This window comes from Paenibacillus sp. MAH-35 (genome assembly GCF_058135425.1).
Window position 1 is genome coordinate 32398 of sequence record NZ_JBYUPU010000026.1, and the last position, 18631, is coordinate 51028.

Below are 18631 nucleotides of genomic sequence, written 5' to 3' on the forward strand. Positions count from 1 at the left end.
TACTAATTGAGGTAAATATATCCATAAATAAAGATAGGAGGACATAGTGTAAGTGCTATCAATTTAAATACACTTTATGCCATTACCTGAGAAAGTTTGGAGGATAACATGAGATCACATTCGTACTTTGAACGATCCGTTAAGCGAAAATGCTCTGTGCTGCTTGTTATTTGCTATCTATTGTCTGTTTTTACAGTCCCACTGTGGAGTACGGCTGTATATGCCGACGGTTCTACGGGCGGATCGCCAACCGGGACAAGCCTTGATTTTCAGGATGAAATTACAGGATGGCTTCCCAGCGCGGACGGGAAATATATTTATGCGATTTCCAAGCCGAATAACCAGTTCTACTCCATCGACACGACTGTTTTATCCGTAGTGTACTCATTTGATATCGGCTTGGCGCCGAGCGATATAAGTTACGATAATGGAAAAGTATACGTGGCTCTGGAGGGCTCGAACAAAATCGCAGCTGTCGATACGAACGCCGGAACGGTTACCGGAGCGGTATACGAATATAATCTGTCCCACTCTCCGGCTGCATTAGAAACCGTGAACGGCAAAATCTATTATGCGAGTCCGGACACGCCGGAGCTGCGAGTTGTCGACATGGTAACCGCTCATGACGAGGCATTTGCGATCAGTGGATGGACGGGGCCAGCCGTTGACCTGGCATTAGATAAGACCGGTAAGACGCTTTATATTGGGACGTCGCGTGATATAACAAGGGTGGACTTAGAAAGAAGTGAAACTACTGCTACTGGGACTTGGAACCTCGGTAGTTCAAATTCGAAACTGATTATTGATGATCTTTTGGTTTATTTCGGACAACTTAAATTTGCCGAATCCGATCTTCTTCTGTATGGCGGTTTTGATAGTAACGTTGTTCACGCGAATTCGGAACATGTATTTACTAACAACCTAATCTATAACACCTTTAGCGGAAAGATAGCAGCGGCATTACCTTCAAGAGCGGGGCAAGTTTGCATCATCCAAGGGAGCGTATTCATTTATTACACGGATGAGCAAAAATTGGTAAAATACGCATCTGTTGATCCCCTATTGCAGGAAGTAGTGGCCGACCAAGTTCCGCAGCATCCGGTACCGAACTTGAAATTTTACGATGTTGACAGTCGGGAAGGCTTTATCTCGGGATCGGTAAGCTGGGTATTTCCCGAAGATATTTATTATGTAACTAATTACGTCATTTATTATACGGATGATCAAGGTGTAAAAATCGGCACGGCGCTGGCTGAGCTAGACAAGTACACGGCGATGTATAATATTATCTATCGTACTGTTATTCCCGATGGAGCTACGAGAATAGCGGTATATACTAAAAATGCATTAGGTGAAAGCGCAGTTGCGGCGAGTGTACCGATTAACGATAGTGCGCTTACCAGTCAACTTTATATTATGGGTATTTCACTCACTGACACAAATCCAATGAGAGGGAAAACAGACTTTGTATTATCCTGGCATGAGAATGAACCGAACCCTGCACACTCGGTTATGGAGCTTTATCCCGCTGATATAAACGGAAATGTAATTGGCAACAAAATTGCAGATGTACCGCTCAATAAGTCGATGGAAGTGCAAAAATTTTCATTAGGTGAACTGCCAGAAGGTGCGGCGCTTCTTCAAATTAAATATAAGAGGAAGAACGGCACATATGACGAAGATGTGTCTTGGGGCAAGCCCAGATACCTTCTTGTCGCTGATAACATCCTATCAGAGAATGTGTCTGATCAGATTGGAGGAAGTGGAACACCGGAGCGTATTCCCCTCAATGGACCAATTACTTTTGTGGATGAGGATTTGGATTCGTCCGAAATCGGGGGAAGGCTTCAATGGTTTGAACTCTGGGTAAGTAGTAACGCCTCCAAATATGTCGTGTACTTCCTTAATGAAAATGATGAACGTATCAAGCCGATTCTCGAAGTAAATCGAATATATCCGGGAGGACTTACTGACTTCACAGTTAGCATCAACTACGATACACCGGTGCCTGATGGAGCCAATAAGTTGGGAATATTCGCCAAAAACGATCAAGGGGAAAGCGAGACCGGGGAAGTCAAGCCGTTGTGGGATTCTCCTTTCGCAAAAGCAGATCGAATCTGGTTTACCGATACGAATCCGACAGGGGGGCTTATATCTCCAAAGCTTTCTTGGGTCCCGAGTTACGATGAAACGTCCATAGCCGGTTATGAAGTGTTGTTTCTCGATATGAATATGGAGAAGATCGAATCCACTAAGAAGTTCTATAAAAGCAAAGAAAATAAGTACTTCTATGAGATGGCAATCCCGTATGGGGACATTCCGCCGTCAACACGATATATGACTATAGTGTCTGTAAATTTATATGAAGAGCAATCATGGATCGACATGAACGGTAATTTTATGGCTCCTATTTCGGATAATAATTCAGCTGATTCGATACGGAGCAACGACACCAACCGAAATATAACTACACCATATGTTACCTTTCTTGATTTAGACGGCGATCTTGGAGAAATCGGAGGACGTCTATACGTTAGTCCGGGAACAAATAATAATTCGCATAATGCTTACTTTTTAGATGAGAATCTCAATAAAATACAGAATATAGTGACCGCAAAGTCGTTTGGACGATATTATACACCGGTCGCCCATATACCGATGAATACTCGAATCCCTGCAAATGCAAAGTATATTGGGGTTTATACATGGGACGGTACTCATGAAAGCGAGCCATATACAATGCCCATAACGGGTACGGATCGAAATTATTCAGCCATGCTGAGCGATTCACAAATAACGGTAATCAACAATCCGCAGGGAACCGAGGATACGATAACGATTACAGGACTTATTCCAGGGAACGAGATTAAAGTATATCGCGACAGAACCGTTCCCTATCCGATAGCTTCGGTCATAGCTTTCCAGAATGCAGTAACGATTCCTGTAAAACAGCTCGGAGTCACTGAAGGATCTATTTTCTTTACGGTGAGTAACCAGTTGTATGTCGAAAGCGACCGTTTGGAGAAAACGTACGCCGCCGAGCCGGTTAACCTAATCAGAACTCCGGCCCTGACGGCCGATCAAATCTCGGTGGTCAACAACCGGGCGGGTACGGATGACAAAGTAACGGTGACCGAGGTTGTATACGGAGATGTAGTGAAGGTGTACCGAGACACAACTGTCTCCGAACCGCTAGTTTCCAAGTCGGCAGCGGGGACATCCGCCGAGTTAAGCATTGCTCAGCTCGGAACCGGCTCCGGCAGCGTATTCGTTACCGTTACAAGATCCGGGCACCTCGAAAGCTTGCGCACCGAGAAAGCATATGCAGCCGAGCAAAGCGGCAGCGGTCCTGGAGGTGGTAGCCCCGGCGGTCCGATGGGCAGTCCGGCAACCGCTGACAATAGCAAAGTAGACAAAGGCAGCTACACGCCGCAAACGAAAACCGAAACCATTGGCGGTAAAGCGTATACGGTCGCCGAGCTGGACGGAGCGAAGCTTGCGGAGGTATTTAAGCAAGCCCAAAGCGGCCATTCGAACAAGGCGGTTATCAACTTGAGAGAGTCTGTCGATGCGAAGGTAGTTGTACCTGTCGAAGCACTGGTGAGCGCCGCGAGTGGTACGGAAAACGCCGTTTTATCGATTGCCTACAAAAATGTAAGTTATGATTTGCCGGTTCAATTGTTTGACGTACAAGCTCTAGCCAAGCAGTTGGGCGTCGACCCGAAAGACGTCCGCTTGACGATTACCGTCGAGAATGTGGGCGAACCGTTGGCTACAGAGCTGGAGACAAAAGCGAAGCAAGCGGGGGTAACGCTGCTTACGCTTCCAGTGGAGTTCTCCATTACCATTTCAACGAAGGACGGCGGCAAGCAGCAGACTATCGACGATTTTGGCAGTACGTTCGTGTCGCGGACCTTTACTCTTGGGCAGCCGGTGAACAGTTCTGAAGCGACCGCAGTTCGGATCGATCCGGTGACGAATGAGCTTCACTTTGTTCCGGCGGTATTTACAGTGGCCAACGGTCAATCCGTGGTGCGGATGATGCGGCAGGGCAACAGCCTGTACTCCGTCGTACAAACGCCTAAGATGACGTTTGCCGATTTGGAAGGACACTGGGCTCAAGCGGACATTGAGCTGCTCGCTTCCAAGCTGATCGTCAAAGGTGCGGCAGCGGGCCAGTACATTCCGGATCAGCAAATTACGCGTGCGGAATTCGCCGCGCTGCTCGTACGTTCGCTGGGAATCGCCCAACCGTTACGCGGAGAGTCGACCTTCGAGGACGTTCAACGGAGTGATTGGTTCTCGGGAGCCGTAGCGGCAGCCGTTGACAAAGGACTGGTGACGGGTGTAGAAAATAACCGATTCGCCCCCAACGAGCCGGTTACGCGCGAACAGATGGCCCTCATGATCTCCCGTGCCTTAAAGATGACAGGACAACCGGAAGGCGGTAGCGCCAACACCGATCCGTTATCGGCATTCGCGGACCGCGAGACGGTATCCGTATGGGCACAAGCAGCTGTCGCCGACGTGCTTCGTGCGGGTCTCATGAACGGAGTAGGCGAAGATACTTTCGCACCGGCCGATTCTGCATCGCGGGCTCAGGTGGCGGTTATGGTCAAAAGGATGTTGCAGCATGTCGGATTTATGAATAAGTAGGCAGAAGTAAGGAGCTGTCTCTTCCGTCCGTTTAGACGGGAGGGCAGCTTTTTTTCATACCTGCACTTCAATTAATATTAAGATAACTTTGTTGAAGGCTAATTCCCTCGGGATTCAGGGTGTTTAAAATGAAAATTGTGTATGGTACTAGAGAGGAAAGAGAATACATATTACATTGGTTTATTAATCCTAAGATGGGAATTCACATTAAATATTTCAGCCGAAAATTTGGAATATTAGTTGATTTTCCGTGGTGGGATCATGCAGACAAAGACATTCGGCAATATAATGAGGAGAATATTCCTTTAGGGACTTTAGACAGCCCTTATATTGATTTTGAAGAAAGTTAGCAGATTGTATCCTTCACAAAGGAAAATTTTATTTATATATTAGTTGGATCGGCCCCATCCTTTACGAGAACATTCCATACTGCATTAAAAGTGGAGCGTCGGGAATATACTGCGCAATGGTTGAAGCTAGTAAGATTTTTCAAAACAAATGGAGATAAACAATAAGTACTATCCCCCAGAAAGCCGTGATCCCATGAGCCCACTATTCAATCGGTACTACGACACCATCATGAAGCCGCTGGAAACGAAAAGCTTCCACCCCATACGCGAATCGCTGCTTGCCCGAGCCCGGGGAACGGTGCTGGAGATCGGTTCCGGCACGGGCATTAACTTCCCCCTCTACCGGAGCCCAGACAAAGTCGTTGCGATCGAGCCGGATTCGGTGATGCTGACCCGATCGCTGCAACGCGCCGAGCAATCGGCGGTGCCGGTTGAAGTTGTACAAGCCGGAGCCGAGCGGCTGCCGTTTGAAGCGAATCGGTTCGATTCGGTCGTATGCACGCTGGTGCTGTGCACGATCCCCGATCCGTTGGCGGCGCTCGCGGAGATCCGCCGGGTTTGCAAGCCGGGAGGTACCCTGCTGCTGTTCGAACACGTCCTGCTTGAGCATCCGATATGGAACGCGGTGCAGCAAGGGCTGACGCCAGCGTGGAAGAAAATGTGCGGAGGCTGCCACCTGAATCGCAACTCGCTCGCTTTTGTTCAACAGGCAGGCTTTCAAATCGTGCACCTCGAGTGGAAGTACAAGAAGCTTTTTTTAGTTGCCGAAGCCCGGAACGGGAAATAGCAGGCGGCTGTGACGCTTCGAAAGTTAACATAATAATTCTCTTACCATACTGAAGGACGGACTCGCCAAGCCTCGCCTGTCCCTGAACCTGCTCCCCCGCCAATCACTTTAAATTTTGTCTTGTCATCGATGGTGCAACCGTTGATAATGGAAGGCGAGGAAAACTATGGACAAGGGAAGGTGCCCGAATTGTCGAAATTGCGGATAGGTGTGGTAGGGGTAGGCAATATTTTTAAACATGCGCATTTGCCGTCATGGCTCTCTCATCCCGATGCGGAAATCGTCGCCGTCTGCGACGCGAATCAGGAAGCGGCTCAGAAGCTTGCCGACGACCATGGAATTGCCAAAGTCTATTCCGATTACAACGATTTGATCGCCAGCGACGAAGTCGATGTCGTCAACGTCTGTACGCCGAACTTGTACCATTCGGTCGTATCGGTGGCAGCGCTTCAAGCCGGCAAGCACGTATTCTGCGAAAAGCCGGATGCGATCAATCCGGATGAAGCGGTCAAGATGGCGGAGGCGGCCAAAGCGAGCGGGAAAGTGCTTATGGTGATGCGCAACAACCGTTTCCGCCCGGTGTCGGATTTCTTGCGTACGTATGTGGAAAAAGGGCATATGGGCGAAATCTATACGGGCCGCTGTGGATGGGTGCGACGCAGAGGCATTCCCGGCAAAGGCGGCTGGTTCACGACGAAGGAACTGTCCGGCGGTGGTCCGCTGATCGATCTCGGCGTTCATATGATCGACCTGGCGATCTGGATTATGGGCAATCCGAAACCGGTTGCAGTAAGCGGTTCCGTGTATACGAAGTTTGCGGGCAACGATCTGAACGATTCCGTGCATGGAGCGTTCGGCGAGAAAAAGGCGGGCGGTACGTTCGACGTCGAGGATTTGGCGACCGGGTTTATCCGCTTCGATAACGGAGCTACACTGCAGCTCGAATGCAGTTGGGCGTCCAATATCGAGAACGAAGGGCGTTTTATCGAGCTTCGCGGCACGAAGTCGGGCTTCAGCCTGTTTAACGACGACCTGAAGCTGTTCACGGAGATCGAGGGCACGCTGTGCAACGTCATACCGCAGCTGCCAAAAGATTCCGGCGGCCATAAATCGAACATTCACCATTTTATTGATGTCGTGCAAGGGAAAGCTGACCCTATTTTCCTGCCGGAGCAGGGCGTGGATATGATTAAAATTTTGTGCGCGATCTATGAATCGGCCAAGCTCGGCCGTGAGATCCGTCTCGATTAAAACTTGCTCTTGAGCAAGTCTATCTTTTTACGAAAACCGCCTAAGGTATGGTATACTCTATAGTTGTTGCGGAAAACGCTTGTCCGGTCAAGCCGACGGAGGAGCGAGTCTGCAAAACGAGAAAGCGGGCAAAGCTGGAGAGGAGTAGCGCCTCCGGCCTAAGCTGCGTTCCGCTGGCTTGAATCGCGATAGAGAAAGGATTGTACCTAATGTGCGGCATAACCGGCATGATGTACTTCGATCATAGAGAAATAAAAGCTTCTTCCTTGCAGGCGATGATGGACGTGATCCACCATCGGGGACCCGACGATATGGGAACCTGGACCGACCCGGGCATCGGGCTCGGCTTCCGGCGGCTGTCGATCATCGACTTGAAGGAAGGGCACCAGCCGCTTTGCAATGAGGACGAGTCCGTATGGATCGTATTTAACGGCGAGATTTACAATTACCAGCCGCTGCGGGAGCAGCTTCTCGCCCGCGGGCACAGCTTCCGGACGCAGACCGACACGGAAGTAATCGTCCATCTGTACGAGGAGTACGGCGAAGATTGCGTCCAGCACCTGCGCGGCATGTTCGGCTTCGTCATCTGGGACCGCAGGCGCAAGAAGCTGTTCGGCGCACGGGATCATTTCGGAATCAAGCCGTTTTATTACATCCATGACGGCAAAAGCTTCCTGTTCGCGTCGGAGATCAAAAGTCTGCTTGAAGCGGAAGGCGTCAATCGCCGTCTCCGGGACGAAAGCCTGCTGCAATATTTGACGTTCCAGTACGTGCCCGAGCCGAATACGATGTTTGAAGGCATCTTGAAGCTGCCTCCTGCGCATACGGTGACGGTGACGCCGGACGGGCGGATGGAGATTAAGCGGTACTGGGACCCGATGTTCGCGCCGGTCGAGCGGCCGTTCGACGAGATGGTCGAAGAGCTGCGCGCGCGGTTGAAAGATTCGGTCATCCATCATATGCACAGCGATGTAGAACGGGGCTGCTTCTTGTCCAGCGGCATTGACTCGACGGCCATCGCAACGCATATGCGGGCGATCGAACCGATTCGTACGTTCTCCGTAGGATTCGAAGGACCGAACAACGAGACGGTGATTGCCAAAGAAACGGCTGCGGCGCTCGGAACCCGTCACCATGCGAAAATTATTACAGAACGCGACTTCTTCGACTCCGTGCCGAGAGCGGTCTGGCATCAGGATGAGCCGGTTGCCGATCCTTCCGCGATCGCGCTGTACCATGTGGCGCAGCTGGCGCGGGAGCATGTGACCGTCGTCCTGTCGGGCGAAGGCGCCGACGAGCTGTTCGGCGGTTACCGGATCTACCGCGAGCCGCTCTCGCTTCGTCCGCTGGCCTGGCTGCCGCTGCCGCTTAAGCGGATGCTGCATGCCGCTGCCCGGCTGCTGCCGAACGGATTGACCGGGCGCAACTATTTGCTGCGCGCCACGACCCCGCTGGAGGAGCGGTTTCTCGGCAACGCCAAGCTGTACAGCGAAGAAGCGAAGGCGAGGCTCGTCCGGTATGACCGGAGCTTGCTCGACTCGTACAGGAATCCTTGGCAGGTCGCCGGACAATATTACGACAAGACGAAACATCTCGATCCGGTTTCCCGGATGCAATATATCGATATGAACCTGTGGATGCCCGGCGATATTTTGATGAAAGCCGACAAAATGACGATGGCGCATTCGCTGGAGCTGCGGGTTCCGTTTCTCGACAAGGAGCTGTTCGAGTTCGCGCGGACGGTTCCGCAATCGTACCGGCTCGGCGGCGGAACGACGAAGTACATATTCCGCAAAGCGATGGAGGGGATTATCCCCGACTTCATCCTGAACCGTCCGAAGCTCGGTTTTCCGGTGCCGCTCCGCGACTGGCTGAAAGGCGCCCGCGGCTCGGAGCTGCTGGAGAGCATTCGCGGCTCGGGCATCGATCACGTGCTTCAGATGTCCGAAGTGGAGCGGATGATGAAGCTTCACCAGAGCGGTCAAGGGGATTACGCCCGCCTGCTGTGGGCCGTATACATTTTCGGCATGTGGCACTCGACATATTTGCAGGAAGGGACGAACTTCGGCCGCGAAAGAAGCGCAACGGTTTCGTAACCGGCTCGATCGCTATCGTTATAGAACAGAGGGAGTGGACGTACAGATGGGTATCGGTCGTTACAAATTGCTTGCGCTCGACATGGACGGCACGCTGCTGAACAGTCAGCACGAGGTGTCGGACGAGAATCGCGAATGGATGTTCAAGGCGCTTGAGGAAGGCGTTATGGTTATGCTGTCTACGGGCCGCGGCGTTCAGAACGTGTATCCGTATTGCGACAAACTGAACCTGAACAGCCCGATCGTAGCCGTCAACGGCAGCGAAGTGTGGAAAGCGCCGCGGGAGCTGCTGAAGCGTACGCTGATGGACGTCGATCAGATCCGGGCGATGCACGCGTTGGCTCAGCGGTACGACAGCTGGTATTGGGCATACGCGGTGGAAGGGCTGTTCAACAAGGAAACGTGGACCGGGGAAAGCCTCGATTCGCTGCAGTGGCTGAAATTCGGCTTTTTCACCGAAAACGACGACAGCCGGGCACGCATCCTCGAATGGCTGCACGAGCAGGGGATATACGAGATTACGAATTCGCATCCGCACAATCTGGAGATCAATCCGATCGGAGTCAGCAAGGCGAGCGGGCTTCGCCAAGTATGCGATATGCTCGGCATCGACATGTCCGAAGTGGTGGCGATGGGCGACAGTATGAACGACATGTCCATGATCCGTGAGGCGGGACTGGGCGTAGCGATGGGCAACGCCCAGGACGCGCTCAAAGCCGCCGCCAAGCTCGTTACGGTAACCAACAACGAGCACGCCGTAGCCAAAATCATTAAAGAGCATGTGCTCGTCTAATCTGGAGCGTTTACGGTAACGGGAGGCCTTGGATTCGTGGATATTTTGGGCTGGGTTTTGGTCGTTGTGTTGTTCGTTGTCGGGATGGCCGGAGCGATATTTCCGATATTGCCCGGCGTGCTTGCGGTATATGCGGCATTTTTCGTCTACGGCTTGTTTTTCGGCTTCACAGAATTCGGAGTATGGTTTTGGCTGCTGCAAACGTCCGTCGTCATCGCGATCCTGGTCGCGGACTATGTCGTAAGCGCCTGGGGAGTCAAGAAGTTCGGCGGAACCCGGGCGTCGGTGATCGGGAGCACGATCGGCATTATTGTCGGTCCGTTCGTCATACCAGGTATCGGCTTGCTCGCAGGCCCGTTTATCGGGGCATGGATCGGCGAACTGCTGACCGGGGCTGATATGAAGCAGGCGACGAAGGCCGGACTCGGCGCATTAGTCGGTTTTCTTTCAAGCACGATCGTTAAGCTGATTTTGCAGACGCTCATGATTGTGCTGTTTATTATATGGATCATATCCAATTAGATGAATTTCGGGGAGCTGAGTGAACATGATTCGAGTCACGATCTGGAATGAGTATGAGCACGAGAAAGTAAACGAGAAAATTGCCGGCATTTATCCAAAAGGCATCCACGGCGCCATCGCCGACGGAATCGCTGCGGAAGGCTTGCAAATCCGTACGGCGACGCTGGAAGAGCCGGAGCACGGGCTGACCGAAGAAGTGCTGAACGAAACCGACGTCCTCATCTGGTGGGGTCACCGCGCACACGGCAAAGTGTCCGACGAGATCGTCAACCGTGTACATAGCCGCGTCCTGCAAGGCATGGGCATTATCGTGCTTCACTCCGGCCACTTCTCGAAAATTTTCAAAAAGCTGATGGGCACGAGCTGCGACCTGAAATGGCGCGAGCAGGGCGACAAGGAGCGGATCTGGGTCGTCGATCCGGCGCATCCGATCGCGGAAGGGCTTGGCCAATATTTCGAGATCGAGCATGAGGAAATGTACGGCGAGCATTTTGACATCCCGGCGCCGGACGAGCTGGTCTTTATCAGCTGGTTCGAGGGCGGAGAAGTGTTCCGCAGCGGCTGCACGTACCACCGGGGCAACGGCAAAGTTTTTTACTTCCGCCCGGGCCACGAGACGTATCCGACCTATTACAACAAAGACGTCCTGAAAGTCATCTCCAATGCGGTGAATTGGGCCGCTCCGAGACACGGCGTTCGTCAGACGTACGGCAATGCCAAACCGCTTGAGCCGATCAAAGGCGTTCAGTAAGCACAAGCAACCCGCCTGATCCGGCTGAAGGACCAGGCGGGTTTTTCTAAATTCGCACATCCAGATCGGAATAGGGGAGGAACTGGGATGAAGCTGTCTTTTACGACGCTGGGCTGCCCGCAATGGGACTTGGAGACAATTATCGCCAGCGCGGTACGGTATGGATTCGACGGAGTCGATTTCCGCGGGCTGCAGGACCAGATGAATGTGTATGAGGCGCGTCCGTTCTCAGACGATTGCGCGGAGACGATCAGCCGTTTGGAGGAGGCGGGGCTTGCCGTCACCTGCTTCTCCAGCTCGATTACGCTGGTGTCCAAGGAACGCGAGGAGCAAAATTTCAAGGAGCTGGAACGGTACGTCGAGTTATGCCGGCGGTTCGGCACCCCTTACATCCGGGCATTTGGCGGCAAGCTTGGCGGGACGGGCAGGCAGGAAGCTTTGGACATCGCCGCTGGCCAATTGTCGCGGATGGAGCCGGTGCTGCGTCAGGCGGGCGTGAAGCTGATCATCGAGACGCATGACGATTGGACGAGCTGCGAAGACATGCTGCTCCTGCTGGAGGGGACGTCGCCCGATGCAGTCGGCGTATTGTGGGATGTTCATCACCCTTACCGGATGCTTGGCGAACGGCCGGAGAAGACGTGGCAGGCGCTCGGGTCCCGCATCGCATACACGCACTGGAAAGATTCGCTGCCGGACTTGAGCGAACCGGGGAAATTCCGTTACCGGTTTATGGGCGAGGGTGACATTCCGTTCCGCGACATTTATTCGGTATTGAAAGAAAGCGGTTACGACGGGTGGTATACGTTCGAATGGGAGAAAAGGTGGCACCGGGACCTGGAGGAGCCGGAGCTTGCTTTCCTGCAGTATGTGCAGTTTATGCGTGCTCTGCCATCCGCGGATCGGGAGTCGGGAGGCGTGTGAGATGAGCAGTCCCGGAGTAACGATCACAGCCGGTCCGTCGGATTGGCAGATCATCCAGCGCAATCGGGAAGGACTCGGCGAAATCGTCGTTTCGGGAACTTTTGTGACGAATGCGGCCGACTTTACGATCCAGGTCCGGGTAGTCGATGAAAACATGAATACAACCGTTTTGCCCAGGCTCGATTGGCAGGATGCGGAGACGGACCCGGCCGCCGGCAAACGGCTGCTCGCGCGTACCGGCATCCCGGTCGGCCTCATTCCGACCGCTCTCGGGGGAAGCCGGATCGAGCAATGGGTGCGGGAGGACGGCAGCTACGGCTCGCTGCTGCTCAATATGGAAGAGATGATCCGCAAAGCGGGAGGCGAAATCGCCGGCATCTTATGGTACCAGGGAGAGTCGGACGCGCTGGGCCCGACTGCCGACGACCGCATCGGCCGATATCCGCATCGGTTTCGTTCTCTGCTGGAGGCATTTCGTACCGCTGCCGGTAAGTCCGGAACGGAGCTCCTGGTATTCACGGCTCAGCTTGGCGCTTATACGGCGCCGGACGCCCCCGATCCGCAGTGGAGCCGGATGCGGGAGATTCAGCGGCGTATCGCCCATGAGGAGCAGGTGGAGCTGATCGTAACGGTCGATTGCCCGCTGTCGGACGAAATTCATATTTCCTCCTCCGGCAACGTCTTGGTGGGGGAACGGTTCGCCGATGCGGCTCTGGAACGTATCCACGGAACGCCGACCGCTTACCGGTATCCGGAGCCGGTCAGCTTTACCGCGGAGGGCGAAGCGAACGACGCTTTGCTGCTTCGATTCGCTAACGTCCATGGGGACTGGACGGCTACTCGCCATCCCTCGGATATTACGGTTCAAGATGCGGCGGGCTCCGTGCCGATCGAACAGTATGAATGGCCCGGCGGGACCGATATCCTCCTTCGGCTTGGCCGAAGCCTGAGCGGGGAAGTCACGGTGCACGGCTTATATGGCGCCTCGCCTCGTCCTACCCTGTTCGACGACGACGGAAGGTGTCTGACGCCGTTTTCATGGACCATCGGGGCTGTCAGCGAACAATCCGTGTAGCTCCATGTACATGGCGATCGTGCTGCTTGATAGGGGATCGGGGATGGTAATCCGGTTATGCTTCAAGGCATAACGCAATCCGGTCATCCGGAAGTCGGACAGATAGGAACCTGAAACATATTTCAACTGATTGACGAGTCGGTCGGGCACATGCTGCCCGATCTTATTATAAATATAGTCGTAATGCTCTTCCATGATGGTGTATAGCTCGTCGTAGAAACATTCGCTTTTTGAGAATATTCACCCATTGATGAAGTTGTTCCCGGGTCCATACGGGGAATGTCGGCATGACCGGTCCGCTGCCCTTTTTCACAAATCCCCTCTCCATGAGATCGCGAATGACTTCTTTTTCTGAATCCCCGAGCAGCTCCGGAGGTTTGCCCGACTGAATCGCATTGGCCAATATATGGACTTCATGAGAGAATAGTTCTCCGGCACGGTTCCAAAGGTTCTCCATCCTGATTTTGTAGGCCCACATGACCGCAGTTTTTGACCCGTTCCCGTTATGGCCGACAAAGGTGCTATAGGGCAATTGACAATCCTCGTACCCGACGATGTCCCACCTTCCTTGATGCGGTCTTGCCGTATATTGATTGGGAACTTGCTTCGCTTGCTCCGCCTGGTTGGACAATAAATCGATGACCCGGGGGATCAACGTCCAATATAATTCGTCTGTATCCAGATGACAGCCGATAAAACCGACGGCTCTTATTCGTTCGAGAGCGGAATCGAGTAGCTCCAGAAGCACCGGGCTGAATCGTTCGCCGGACTCCGCCAGCTTGTGGAATATGTCCGACTGCATCGTTTTATCTACAATAATGAAGTCTGTCTCGTACCGGCCTTTTTCGACTTCCTTCAGAAGTGTTCCGTCAGCCAGAAGTTGAACTTCTTCCTCCATATACGGCATGGAAATGCCCATCTCCAGACACAGCTCTTCCAGTGTTAGCGGATTCCGGTAGGCTGCGATCAATATGTTTTTAGGAATTTTTCTTTGGATTAACGGCCAAGGTCCGCCGCCTTTTCCGTCTGACCCGCTTTTAGTAAACGTAATATTTTCCGCTTGAAAGCTCCTTTGCCCGATTTCCCGCGCCATTTGCATGCCCTCCCTAATATTTTTCCTGGATTCGTACAGCTTTCGTTTGATCGTACCTGCGGGCAGTTGCAGATTAGAGGCGATGTCTTGAACTCGCTCCCCCCGAATGTAGTAGGCTATGGTGATCTCTCGATAGTAGAAGGACAGGAGAGAGAGTTCCCGTTTCAATAGAGAGATGTTTTCTTTTAGAATCAAACGATCTTCGACGGAGGGGCCGCCGTCTTCAAATTCAGCCAGTTGCTCGTCATCAATGATTGCTGTAACTAGACGACCGCGATGCTTGCGTTCCGCCCATCTCGCATACCGGTTTCTGGCAAGTTTCCACAGCCAATGTGCGAACTCGGACGGCTCACTTCCATTGGATAAGCTGATGACCGCCTGAACGGCAATATCTTGGGCAAGTTCTTCGGCTTCGTGTTTATTCCCTGTTTTCTTCAAGGCGTAATAGACCAGCTTCTCTAAATATTCCTGTTGGAGCAGCGCAAAATAATATTCCTTCGCATCGGCATAACCGTTTGAATTCACAGCATCACCTGCCTTTCATTTCTATAGTGGCTTTGTAGAAGAAACGGTTCAGATTTTTTAAGAGTTTTCGAAAGAATTGTGAAGGAGTTTCCGCCCCACAGTTGAACTAACTAAGTGAGAAGAAGATTCCAGAGCTATTCGAATGAGTTGTATACGGTTAAATTTGTCGCCGGTCAATCCGGCTGAGATTGAAGGAGTGAGCGGCATGCCGAATCCGACACAGCGAGAAAATGCACAGCCAGGCACCCTGGACTGGCAAATCACGAAATTTAAGTTCGATTATACGCCTACGCAGCAAGGAACGCTAATCCGCGGCCTTCGCTCCTCGGCGATCGAAGGGTATGCCTCGCGTACGAGCGTATACCCCGGAGACAGCATCGAGCTGAAGGTGAGCGTGCACCCGGAGTGTCCGTTTACGGTGGACATGTACCGGATGGGGTATTACGACGGCAAAGGTGGACGGCATCAATTGCACTTGGGGCCGTTTGAGGGAGAGGAGCAGCCGATGCCGATGGAGACGGTGGAGCGGCTCCGGGAGTGCGACTGGTCGTCGTGCACGACGATCGTCATTCCGGACGACTGGGCGAGCGGGGTGTATTTGGCCAAGCTGACCCGGCAAGCTCCTCCCTATGCGCAGAGCTATATCATTTTCGTCGTCAAGCAGCGGAGAGCGACGGAGGTTCTCGTTCAAGTAAGCGATCTGACGTGGCAAGCGTATAACAAGTGGCCGGGAGTAAACTCGATCTACGACGACGGCACGCCGGAATTGTGGTACCAGGGGCCGAACGTAAGGGTCGGCTTCGACCGTCCGTACTCGAGATACTGTCAAATCGTCGATGCGCCGTTGTCGAGCGGCTCGGGCGAGTTTCTGCTATGGGAATTCCCGCTCGCTTATTGGCTGGAAGCGGAAGGCTACGACGTGACGTATTGCTCGAACCTCGATCTGCATGCCGATCCTTCTCTGCTGGACAACTGCCGGGTGTTCATCTCGGTCGGTCACGACGAGTATTGGACAAGGGAGATGTACGACCATGCGACGGCTGCGCGGGACAAGGGGGTCAGCCTGCTGTTCTTGTCCGGGAACGCGCTGTATCATGAAATAATTCCTTATTCGTCTCCCGGCTCGGCGGAGTCTTTCCGGTCCTTTGCCCGGAAGATCCGATTTACCGACGAACACGAGCTGATGGGCGCCCGTTCCTACGGGCCGGGTTACGGGGACTGGACGGTGGCGAAGCCCGACCATTGGGTGTTCGAAGGGACGGGCATGAAAGCCGGTGACCGCATCCCGGGGCTGATCGGCTGGGAATATCACGGCATTCCGCTAAAAGAAATCGAGGGGATGGAGCTGCTCGCCCATAGCGAGCTGATCGGAACCGGCGCCGTCACCGAAGGGGACGGAAAACACGCGGCCGTCATCTATCCGGGTCCGCACGGCAACTGGGTGTTCAACGCCGGTACGATCTGGTGGGCGGAAGGGCTCAGCAGCCCGCCAGGGCATATCCCGGCCGTAGGTACGTTCGGCCGCGTCCAGGGCCCCGATCCGCGAGTGCAGCGGATCACCCGGAACTTGCTGAATCGCTGCATCGGGCGGTAGTAGCTGGAATGAAGACAGGCTGGCGACCCGAATAGGTCTCCAGCCTTTAGGTTTAATAACATGGACTCGTGTGCATTTGTAGTGGACAAAACGTCACGGGTTGATTCGTTCCATTCATTTGCCCCGCTTATACGCTATGGCCATTTACAGGTGGGCAGCCGGGACCTAATCGGTATCGGTCGAGGCGAGCACGGCAAGCGTGCGGCCGTCAGGCCGGAGGCAGGCGATGCCCATATCCCACGCGACCTGCCGGAACCATGGAGTCGGGGCGTCGAAATACCACCACGAGCAATTTCCGGCGAGCTGTAGGACCGTATTGGCATCTGCGGTTACCGGAGCTCCACATAAAGCGGCAAACGACTTCCATGCCTCCAGCCGGCCGTAGGCATTGCAGTTCCCGTCATTGTAAGCTCCGCCATTCGCCGCTGAGGAATACAGCAGATTGAACGCGCGAGTGGCAAAAATCGACCTCAGTATCACATGGGAAGCGGTTGAGCCGTGCAAGCATAACAGGCCGAGCGATGCCAGCAGTTCCTCGGTAATATGAACAGGTGAGTGAAGCTTCTCCAGGTCAAAAACTGCCGCTTCCGATCTGCCATTTGAATGTTCGCGCCAATTCGTTACGGCGGTCTGAAGCCGCTCGACTTCCTCCGGTGTATGAACCGATCGGTAGGCTGCCGAAGCGGAAGGAGCCGACCGTGCTGCAGCTTGTTCCACCGTTCGCCGTGTCTCTTTGTCTGCACGCCGCTTTGGACCGAAGGACGAGCCGTATCCCCCTCCGCCGCCTTTGTTGTAATGACGGAGCATCAAATCCTGCTCCAGCTCGGTTCGATGAAGCGGCAGCCACGCCAGAGGATGGCCGTGTTCCTTAATCCGGCTGTACACCTGCTGTACGACCGGATTCCGGCGATCCACGTTGTGCCGGACGACCGCTTCATACAACAGCAGAGCAAGCGGCTCCAGCGAATGGTTGTCTTCCCGGGCTGCGTGCTCCAGGATCGTCATCAGTTCCTGCAGCGGCCGGGCCTCCGCCAGTACGGCTATGTAGTAACGGAGATGGTGCTGCTTTGTATTTCTCGGAAATGCGGATTCCGTGCCGCGCCGTTCCGTCAGCAGTTGCTGAAGCGAGGCGAGGAGGCTTGCGGACGGGGATACCTGGACCATCACCGTTTCCAAAACATTCAGCATCGTCCCGACCAAGTTCCAGTTTTGCTCCTCGGCCCGGATCCGAAGCTCGGTAAGTTCGACCGCCCGGAGCAGCACATCGTCTCGGCCTTGCTCGGCCCACCGGTCGATTTGATCCTTTAGCCGGGAGGATAGCGATTCCTCGTAACCGTATAACGCATATTGCTCCATCCTTGCTATAAATGGTTCCAGCTCCGGCTCATGCTCGTAAGAAGTTTCGTGAATCAACGATACACCGTCCCGCTTGTTTTATGAGAAGGTACCTCTTGTTTACATACGCTGAGCTTCAATGATAAGTTGCAGTTATTAATTTGGCGTTGCGCTTGAAACCGTTAAATGATGCCATCTGCCGCAACTTACCAACCCGGATCGGCGTATGATTCCAAATACAGGCGGCACAAGCATTTTCTATATCTAGGGGGCATTATGGAACAAAGAGTGGTAATCGGTGCCGGGCAGCAAAACAACAACCCCGGCTGGACGCATACTCAGGAGGCCGATTTGAATCTGCTGGCGCGTGATCAGTGGAGCAGGCTTTTCACGCCGGGCAGCTTGTCGGCGGTTTTGGCCGAGCATGTATGGGAGCATCTGTCTTATGAAGAAGGGATCGAAGCGGCGAGAACTTGTCTAGAGTTTTTAAAGCCGGGCGGGTATATCCGTTGTGCGGTGCCGGACGGCTATTTTCCGGATGAAACGTACCAGAAGCTGGTGCAGGTAGGCGGACCCGGCCCGCTGGACCATCCGGCGGCGAGTCATAAGATCGTACATACTTACAAATCGTTAAGCACGATGTTCGAGAGTGCCGGTTATGAGGTCGTTCTACTGGAATATTGCGATGAGAGCGGAGAGTTCCACTATGAAGAATGGGACGAGAGAAAAGGGTTCATCTACCGGTCCAAGCGGTTCGATCACCGGAACCGGGACGGGAAATTAGGCTTCGTATCGCTTATAATCGACGCGATAAAACCTCTTTAAAAGACGGTTACAAGCTGCAAACTCGGCGCATCGTGAGCGATATAGCGGGAAGTC

General features: G+C 53.4%; 14 protein-coding genes. 12 read left to right on the forward strand and 2 right to left on the reverse strand.

Annotated features, from left to right (window positions below; translation table 11 throughout):
• Positions 1-108: 108 nt before the first annotated feature.
• The 10 genes from AC3Y2E_RS23140 (at position 109) to AC3Y2E_RS23185 (ending at position 13205) form a co-directional block, all read left to right on the forward strand.
• Positions 109-4656 (forward strand): S-layer homology domain-containing protein, encoded by a 4548-nt coding sequence (locus AC3Y2E_RS23140; protein WP_379214569.1) that lies wholly within the window; start codon positions 109-111, stop codon positions 4654-4656.
• A gap of 128 nt (positions 4657-4784) precedes the next feature.
• Entirely contained in the window at positions 4785-5006 is a 222-nt protein-coding gene (locus tag AC3Y2E_RS23145; protein ID WP_379214571.1) for a hypothetical protein, read from the forward strand.
• Positions 5007-5199: 193 nt separating this feature from the next.
• On the forward strand, positions 5200-5793 hold the full coding sequence (locus AC3Y2E_RS23150; RefSeq protein WP_379214573.1) for a class I SAM-dependent methyltransferase: 594 nt from the start codon (positions 5200-5202) through the stop codon (positions 5791-5793).
• Positions 5794-5982: 189 nt separating this feature from the next.
• On the forward strand, positions 5983-7044 hold the full coding sequence (locus AC3Y2E_RS23155) for a Gfo/Idh/MocA family protein (protein ID WP_379214575.1): 1062 nt from the start codon (positions 5983-5985) through the stop codon (positions 7042-7044).
• Between the two features lie 209 nt (positions 7045-7253).
• Positions 7254-9140: an asparagine synthase (glutamine-hydrolyzing) gene (asnB, locus tag AC3Y2E_RS23160; protein WP_379214577.1), complete on the forward strand. Its 1887-nt coding sequence runs from the start codon at positions 7254-7256 to the stop codon at positions 9138-9140.
• A gap of 46 nt (positions 9141-9186) precedes the next feature.
• A complete protein-coding gene (locus AC3Y2E_RS23165) occupies positions 9187-9933 on the forward strand; it encodes a Cof-type HAD-IIB family hydrolase (RefSeq protein WP_379214579.1) in 747 nt (248 codons plus the stop codon).
• A gap of 36 nt (positions 9934-9969) precedes the next feature.
• Positions 9970-10455 (forward strand): DUF456 domain-containing protein, encoded by a 486-nt coding sequence (locus tag AC3Y2E_RS23170; RefSeq protein ID WP_190925497.1) that lies wholly within the window; start codon positions 9970-9972, stop codon positions 10453-10455.
• A gap of 25 nt (positions 10456-10480) precedes the next feature.
• Positions 10481-11206 carry a ThuA domain-containing protein gene (locus tag AC3Y2E_RS23175; protein ID WP_379214582.1) on the forward strand — a complete coding sequence of 242 codons (726 nt, stop codon included), beginning with the start codon at positions 10481-10483 and terminating at the stop codon, positions 11204-11206.
• Between the two features lie 87 nt (positions 11207-11293).
• Complete coding sequence (locus tag AC3Y2E_RS23180) at positions 11294-12130, forward strand: sugar phosphate isomerase/epimerase family protein (protein WP_379214584.1); 837 nt, start codon at positions 11294-11296, stop codon at positions 12128-12130.
• A gap of 1 nt (position 12131) precedes the next feature.
• Positions 12132-13205 carry a sialate O-acetylesterase gene (locus tag AC3Y2E_RS23185; protein ID WP_379214586.1) on the forward strand — a complete coding sequence of 358 codons (1074 nt, stop codon included), beginning with the start codon at positions 12132-12134 and terminating at the stop codon, positions 13203-13205.
• A gap of 166 nt (positions 13206-13371) precedes the next feature.
• Here AC3Y2E_RS23185 and AC3Y2E_RS23190 read toward each other — a convergent pair whose 3' ends face one another.
• Positions 13372-14823, reverse strand: coding sequence for an RNA polymerase sigma factor (locus tag AC3Y2E_RS23190; protein WP_379214588.1), 1452 nt, complete (start codon positions 14821-14823; stop codon positions 13372-13374).
• Positions 14824-14965: 142 nt separating this feature from the next.
• Between AC3Y2E_RS23190 and AC3Y2E_RS23195 the strand changes: the two genes are divergently transcribed.
• Complete coding sequence (locus AC3Y2E_RS23195) at positions 14966-16417, forward strand: N,N-dimethylformamidase beta subunit family domain-containing protein (RefSeq protein WP_379214590.1); 1452 nt, start codon at positions 14966-14968, stop codon at positions 16415-16417.
• A gap of 165 nt (positions 16418-16582) precedes the next feature.
• On the opposite strand, the gene AC3Y2E_RS23200 is transcribed toward AC3Y2E_RS23195, so the two are convergent.
• Positions 16583-17830, reverse strand: a complete 1248-nt coding sequence (locus AC3Y2E_RS23200; protein WP_379214592.1) for a DUF6183 family protein — start codon at positions 17828-17830, stop codon at positions 16583-16585.
• A gap of 198 nt (positions 17831-18028) precedes the next feature.
• Here AC3Y2E_RS23200 and AC3Y2E_RS23205 point away from each other — a divergent pair, with 198 nt between their 5' ends.
• Complete coding sequence (locus tag AC3Y2E_RS23205; RefSeq protein ID WP_379214594.1) at positions 18029-18577, forward strand: class I SAM-dependent methyltransferase; 549 nt, start codon at positions 18029-18031, stop codon at positions 18575-18577.
• Positions 18578-18631 lie beyond the last annotated feature (54 nt).